This is a genomic window from Gillisia marina (genome assembly GCF_000258765.1).
GTDB lineage: Bacteria > Bacteroidota > Bacteroidia > Flavobacteriales > Flavobacteriaceae > Gillisia > Gillisia marina.
Map to the genome: position 1 here is coordinate 1 of NZ_AJLT01000056.1, position 6,445 is coordinate 6,445.

At 31.3% G+C, this 6,445-nt stretch carries 6 protein-coding genes; all 6 read left to right on the top strand.

What is annotated here, in order from left to right:
• A partial coding sequence (locus ON07_RS12440) for a hypothetical protein (RefSeq protein WP_010232014.1) occupies positions 1-528 on the top strand: 528 nt, incomplete at its 5' end.
• A gap of 257 nt (positions 529-785) precedes the next feature.
• Positions 786-2,408: an N-6 DNA methylase gene (locus ON07_RS17260; protein WP_237708928.1), complete on the top strand. Its 1,623-nt coding sequence runs from the start codon at positions 786-788 to the stop codon at positions 2,406-2,408.
• A 106-nt stretch (positions 2,409-2,514) separates the two neighbouring features.
• Positions 2,515-2,847, top strand: a complete 333-nt coding sequence (locus tag ON07_RS17265) for a hypothetical protein (protein ID WP_237708929.1) — start codon at positions 2,515-2,517, stop codon at positions 2,845-2,847.
• Entirely contained in the window at positions 2,819-3,904 is a 1,086-nt protein-coding gene (locus ON07_RS17270; protein WP_237708930.1) for a type ISP restriction/modification enzyme, read from the top strand. The genes ON07_RS17265 and ON07_RS17270 overlap by 29 nt, the downstream gene beginning before the upstream one ends.
• 512 nt (positions 3,905-4,416) lie before the next feature.
• On the top strand, positions 4,417-4,689 hold the full coding sequence (locus tag ON07_RS12450; RefSeq protein WP_155807235.1) for a hypothetical protein: 273 nt from the start codon (positions 4,417-4,419) through the stop codon (positions 4,687-4,689).
• 418 nt (positions 4,690-5,107) lie between these two features.
• Positions 5,108-6,049, top strand: coding sequence for a hypothetical protein (locus ON07_RS12460; RefSeq protein ID WP_010232018.1), 942 nt, complete (start codon positions 5,108-5,110; stop codon positions 6,047-6,049).
• Positions 6,050-6,445: the final 396 nt, after the last annotated feature.

The following is a 6,445-nucleotide window of genomic DNA, read 5'->3' on the forward strand; positions in this document are numbered from 1 at the left end:
TTAACCAAGACCGTTGGCAATAATTATTCAATTATGAGAATTTATAAGACAATTTTAATTTTAATAGTATTTATTTTAAGTAGTTGTGGTGTAAAGAAAATAGATAGTCGATTGGAATCTTATGAGATTTATCCCTCTATTAGTTTAAAAGGATATAACAATAACGAAAAAATCAATGAATTAAAATTTGAACCAAAATATAGTGAATTAGACGCTATTCAATTTATGTATCAAAAATTCGGAAAGTGGAATAATTCTATTTCTATAGATAGAAAATATCCCCTATTTGTCTGGAAAAATATAAAATTATTAGAAGGAACAAATGAATTGTATACCGTAGCTGTAAGTGGTGAGAAATTTGAAAGAACATATTATTGTTCTGCAGTTGTGTATAATTCGAAAAATGAGAATTCCTTCAATGACAATTCAACTGTAAAGGATTCCTTAATAAATACTTTTATTAAAGGAACTGAAAATATAAATCAAGTTGATAAACATCTAAAAAACATTATTAAGGGTATAGAATAACTATTGCCAACATCGTTTAACAGCAAATGGCGGGTAGTGTGGTGAAAAGTGTTATTTTAGACACCAAGTAACAAACAACAAAGCCGACAAGTTCGCGTCCCTACTCCACGCCACTTGCGTTAAACAAGACCGTTGTGTTTCATACCCAAAAAAGCCACCACACAAATAGCACATTTGTTTTTTTCCCACGCATAGCCAACGCTAAAAAACAAAAGAGCTATTTTTAGCCAACGCTTTATAAAATTGATAAACTAAGAATGACATTAGAACAATATATTGACAACATAAACCAACGATACCAACTCGGAAATGCAACTGAACATACTTTCAGAGGCGATTTACAACAACTTTTTGAAAGTTTAATTCCAGAAATTAGAGCTACCAATGAACCAAAAAGACAGTCTTGTGGTGCCCCTGATTACATTTTGACTAAAAAGGATATTCCAGTTGGATTCATCGAAGCCAAAGATATTGGAGATAATGACCTTGCTGGGAAAAAGAAAGCAGGTAACAAAGAACAATTTGACCGTTACAAAGCTTCCTTAAATAATTTGATTTTCACAGATTATATTGATTTTCATTTATACAATGATGGCGAATTTGTAACTAAAATTGCTATTGCAGAAATAACGGAAAATGGAATTGTTGCGTTACCTCAAAACTTTGCAACTTTTGAAAATCTAATTAAAGATTTTTGCACACATGTTGGACAATCCATAAAAAGTTCAAAAAAATTAGCACAAATGATGGCGGGTAAGGCTCGCTTACTATCTGATGTAATCGAAAAGGCGTTAACAAGTGATGAAACGCATAATGAAGACAGTACACTTAAAGAACAAATGATAGCTTTTAAGAGTATTTTAATTCACGATATAACACCCAAAGGATTTGCAGACGTATATGCTCAAACCATTGCTTATGGAATGTTTGCTGCTCGATTACATGATCCAACTCTTGACACTTTTAGTAGGCAAGAAGCTGCCGAATTGATTCCAAAATCTAATCCGTTTTTAAGAAAGCTCTTTGGGTACATTGCTGGCCCAGATATTGACGACCGCATTAAGTGGATTGTAGATAATCTTACCGAAATATTTTTAGCCTGTAATGTTGAAAAAATCCTTAAAAACTACGGGAAGACCACAAAAATGGAAGACCCAATTATCCATTTTTATGAAACATTTTTAAGTGAGTACGACCCAAATTTACGAAAAAGAAGAGGTGTTTGGTACACTCCTGCGCCAGTTGTAAATTTTATAGTTCGTGCTGTTGATGATATATTAAAATCCGAATTTGATTTACCTAAAGGTTTAGCAGACACTTCTAAAACAAAAATCAAGGTAAAAACAGATATCGCAAATAAAAATTTTAAAAGTGGTTATAAAGAAGTAGAAAAAGAAGTACATAAAGTACAAATTCTTGACCCAGCAACGGGTACAGGAACATTTCTAGCAGAAGTGATAAAACACGTAAACAAAAGATTTAAAGGACAGGAAGGAATATGGAGCGGTTATGTAGAAAATAATTTACTACCACGCTTAAACGGGTTTGAGTTGTTAATGGCGAGTTATGCAATGGCACATTTACAGTTAGATTTATTACTTAAGGAAACAGGTTTTAAACCTACCAAAAATCAACGAACACAAGTTTATTTAACAAACAGCTTAGAAGAACATCACCCAGATACAGGAACCCTTTTTGCCAATTGGCTCAGTAGTGAAGCAAATGAAGCAAACCATATAAAAAGAGACTCTCCTGTAATGTGTATTATTGGAAATCCACCTTATAACGGAGAAAGTGCAAATAAAGGCGATTGGATTATGGACTTAATGCAAGATTATAAAAAAAGAGCCTGGAGGAAAAGAAAAACTAAAAGAACGTAATTCGAAGTCTATAAATGATGATTATGTAAAATTCTTACGTTATGGACAACATTTTATAGAAAAAAACGGAAGCGGTATTTTAGCTTATATAAATCCACATGGTTTCTTGGACAACCCGACTTATCGGGGAGTACGCTGGAATCTTCTTAAGACATATGATAAAATTTATACTATTGACTTACACGGGAACAGTAAGAAAAAAGAAACTGCTCCTGATGGTAGTTCAGATGTGAATGTTTTTGGTATTATGCAAGGAGTTTCTATCAACCTATTCATAAAAACTGGTAAGAAAAAGCCTAATGAATTAGGAAAGATTTATCATCATGAATTATTTGGTAAAAGAGAATTTAAATATGACTTTTTAAGCAATAAATCGTTTAAAGATGTTGATTATACAGAATTACCGAATATTGAGCCTAGTTATTTTTTTTGTACCTAAGAATTTTGATAAAGAAAAAAAGTATTTGACTGGTTTTGCGGTTACAGAATTATTTTCCTTAAGAACCAGTGGAGTTAAAACACACGATGATAAAAATTTAGTTGCAATAAATTCTAAAGAATTAGAGAATAAATTAATTGAATTAAACGTTAATTTTGATTCAGAAAAAGTTTTTAAATACTCTTACCGTCCATTTGATACAGGTGTCATTTATTATGACACGAAATTACTTGGCAGAGCGAGAGAAAAAACAATTTACCATCTTAAATACGAAAATATTGGGCTAATCCTAGTGGCTCAACCGCAAGCAGCTAATCTGAATTATTTTGACTGTCTATATCTTACAAATTGTTTGACAGATACCAACATGTACAGAAGAGGTGGGCCATTGTCTTTTCCTTTATATCTCTATCACAAAAATAATTTACAAGAAAAATTAGAAATCGATGAAAGAAGAACTCCCAATTTAAATTCTGAAAAATTAAATTTAATTGCTAGTAAATTAGAATTAACATTTACCAATGAGAAAGAAAAAACAGAAAACACCTTTGCTCCAATTGATGTTTTAGATTACATATATGCAGCCTTGCATTCGCCGGCTTATAGAGAAAAATATCAAGAGTTCTTAAAAATAGATTTTCCAAGAGTACCATATCCAAAAGATAAAGAAACATTTTGGAAATTAGTAAAATTAGGTGGGGAAATAAGGCAACTTCATTTATTGGAATCATCTACAGTCGAAAATTACATCACTAGTTATCCCAAAGACGGAGATAATTCCATTACGACCAAAATCGGAATTAAAGACTGGGAACTATTTGATGAAAAAAACAAACTCGGCCGAATTTGGATTAATGATCAACAGTATTTTGATGCTATACCATTAGTTGCTTGGGAATTTTACATAGGCGGTTACCAACCTGCTCAGAAATGGCTAAAGGACAGGAAAGGACGCACTTTAGACTACAATGATATCTTGCATTATCAAAAAATGATAGTCGCTTTATATGAAACGGACAGAATTATGAAAGAAATTGATAATATAAAATTTGAATAATCCAACGCTAAAAGCCATACACATTTGCAATTCGCTTTAGCCAATACATAAGCCAAAAATTGCAAAAGAGTATGTCTTTGCCACCGCTATCAACAGTATGGAAAAGGTACGAAAACACAACATCGGTTAAGCGCAAATAGCGGGCATTCTGATGAAAAGTACTATTTTAGACACCAAGTAAAAAATAACTAAGCCGACAAGAACGTGTCCCTACTCCACGCTACTTGCCTTAACCAAGACCGTTGGCAATAATATTTATACAGACAAAACCTGAATGACATTTAATATAATTGTACAGGCAGAAATGATAAAATAAATCATGAACAAAATTAAAATTTTAGGAATATTCTCTATCATAATAGGGTTAATAATCGGATATTTATTTGATAATAAAATTACGCCAATTCTTACAGGCGCGTTTACTGGCATGGGAGTATTCTGGACTATTACAGGTAAAATTAGATTGAAAAAAGATGGAAGATAGGATCCGAATCATAAATACTTTCAAATCGATGATTGGGGAAAGAAAAAAATCGATTAATAACCGACTTGTTTTTCTATGGCTTATCTCTTTAGTTAATATTTCAATTGTATTATTTTCGACAATTATTGCAATTAAATCTTTTGACTTAGGCTTTAATTTCGGACTTGACAACAAATGGTCAGAATCAGCTTCGATGGTGATGTCTGGACTTAGTTTTATTTTATTTACTCCCCATTTGTTACTTGAGATTCAACTTATGAATCATTTAAAAAAAAGTGATCTTGGAAAGAAAGGAAAATGATAATGAAGTCTTAAATATAAAGTTTGAAAAACAAATAAATTATTTAAATAAAAATAATAAGTCAAAAATTTTGATGATCGCCCTAACCTTCATTATTCTTTTCGGAGCTCTAATTAGCTCAGATAAAATAGATGACTTTTTATATTGGGGGAATTTCAAGATCCCATTTTTAATTCTAATTCTTTTTATAATTAGCTATGTCATTAGCAACTACAAAAAAACTGAATAGGAACATAAAAACATATGAGCAACAATAAATACTATTGCCAACATCGTTTACCAGCAAATGTCGGGCATTGGAGTGAAAAGTGTTATTTTAGAGACTAAGTAATAAACAACAAAGCCGACAAGTTCGCGTCCCTACTCCACGCCACTTGCGTTAAACAAGACCGTTGTGTGTAATCAGAAAAATCCATAAATGAAGTTTATTCAAGACGAACGATTAAATGTTTTAAAAGAGAACATAAGAATTCATAATAAATTGAGCTCGGAATTAAAGGATCTAGAACAAAGGGAAACTAGAAAAGAGCAAAGTCAGATCGAATCAAAAGAAATACTTGATAAAGAAGAAAAGGAATTCAATGATATAAATGAACTCTCAATAACTTCAATTTTTTATTCTTTAATTGGTAAGAAGGAAGAAAAACTTGAGAAGGAAAGACGAGAATTTTTATTAGCCAAACTTAATTTCAATACTTTAAAGGAAGAAATTGACTTAATTGTTCAACGAAAAAAGGAAATATTAAACGACATAATTGATATTGAAGATATTAGTAACGAGTATAATGAGCTTCTAAAAGACAAAGAGCAATTTTTAATTTCATTGAATAATTCTAGATCAAATGAAATTCAAGTTGTTAAAGACAAAATTTCTAATGTTGAATTTCAGAAAAAAGAAATTAACCAAGCTATAGGAGCATCAGTTCCAGTTTTGGAGAAATTAGAAAAAATATATTCAAAGTTAAATAGCGCAGAAAATTGGGGCACATTTGACCTTTTAGGTAGTGGTTTGTTGGCTACAGCTATGAAACATTCAAAAATTGATGATGCAAAAAGTCTAATAAGCAAAACTCAATTTGACATTGATAATTTGATTAACGAACTAAATGATGTGGATAGTAATTTCAATATTAGAAACACAATTAATATTGACGGGTTTTATACGTTTTCAGATTATTTCTTTGACGGATTAATCTTTGATTTTATAGTTCAAGAGAAAATCTCTAAATCAAAAAATCACATTAAATTAGTTAAAACAAACGTGTCAAAATTAAAAAGTCAATTACTTATGACTTTAAAAAAACTTGATTCAGATAAAATAAGTCTGCTTAAAATACATGAAGATTTAATTAGCGGTTAAATAAACAACACGGCTGATAAAGACTACACACAACATCGGTTACCAGCAAATAGCGGGCATTCAGGTAAAAGTTATATTTTAGTCATCAAGAAACAAACAACTAAGCCGACAAGAAGCCGTCCCTACTCCGCGCCACTTGCGTTAACCAAGACCGTTGTACGCAAGCTGAAAAAACCTGTACTTTCCTGAAATAGGTTGACTAAAAATTAAACCTTTTAGTACTATACCTAATGAAAGAACAAAATCAACACTGTCGAAAAACTTCCTACAAAAAAAGTGGGCTATGATCTCAAGCTGGTTATCATCGATCAGATCCAAAATGCACAGATCTCTATCAATCATGCTTCAGAAAAATATCAAGTTTCCAGAGCTTCTATTTATTACTGGTTGAAAAAA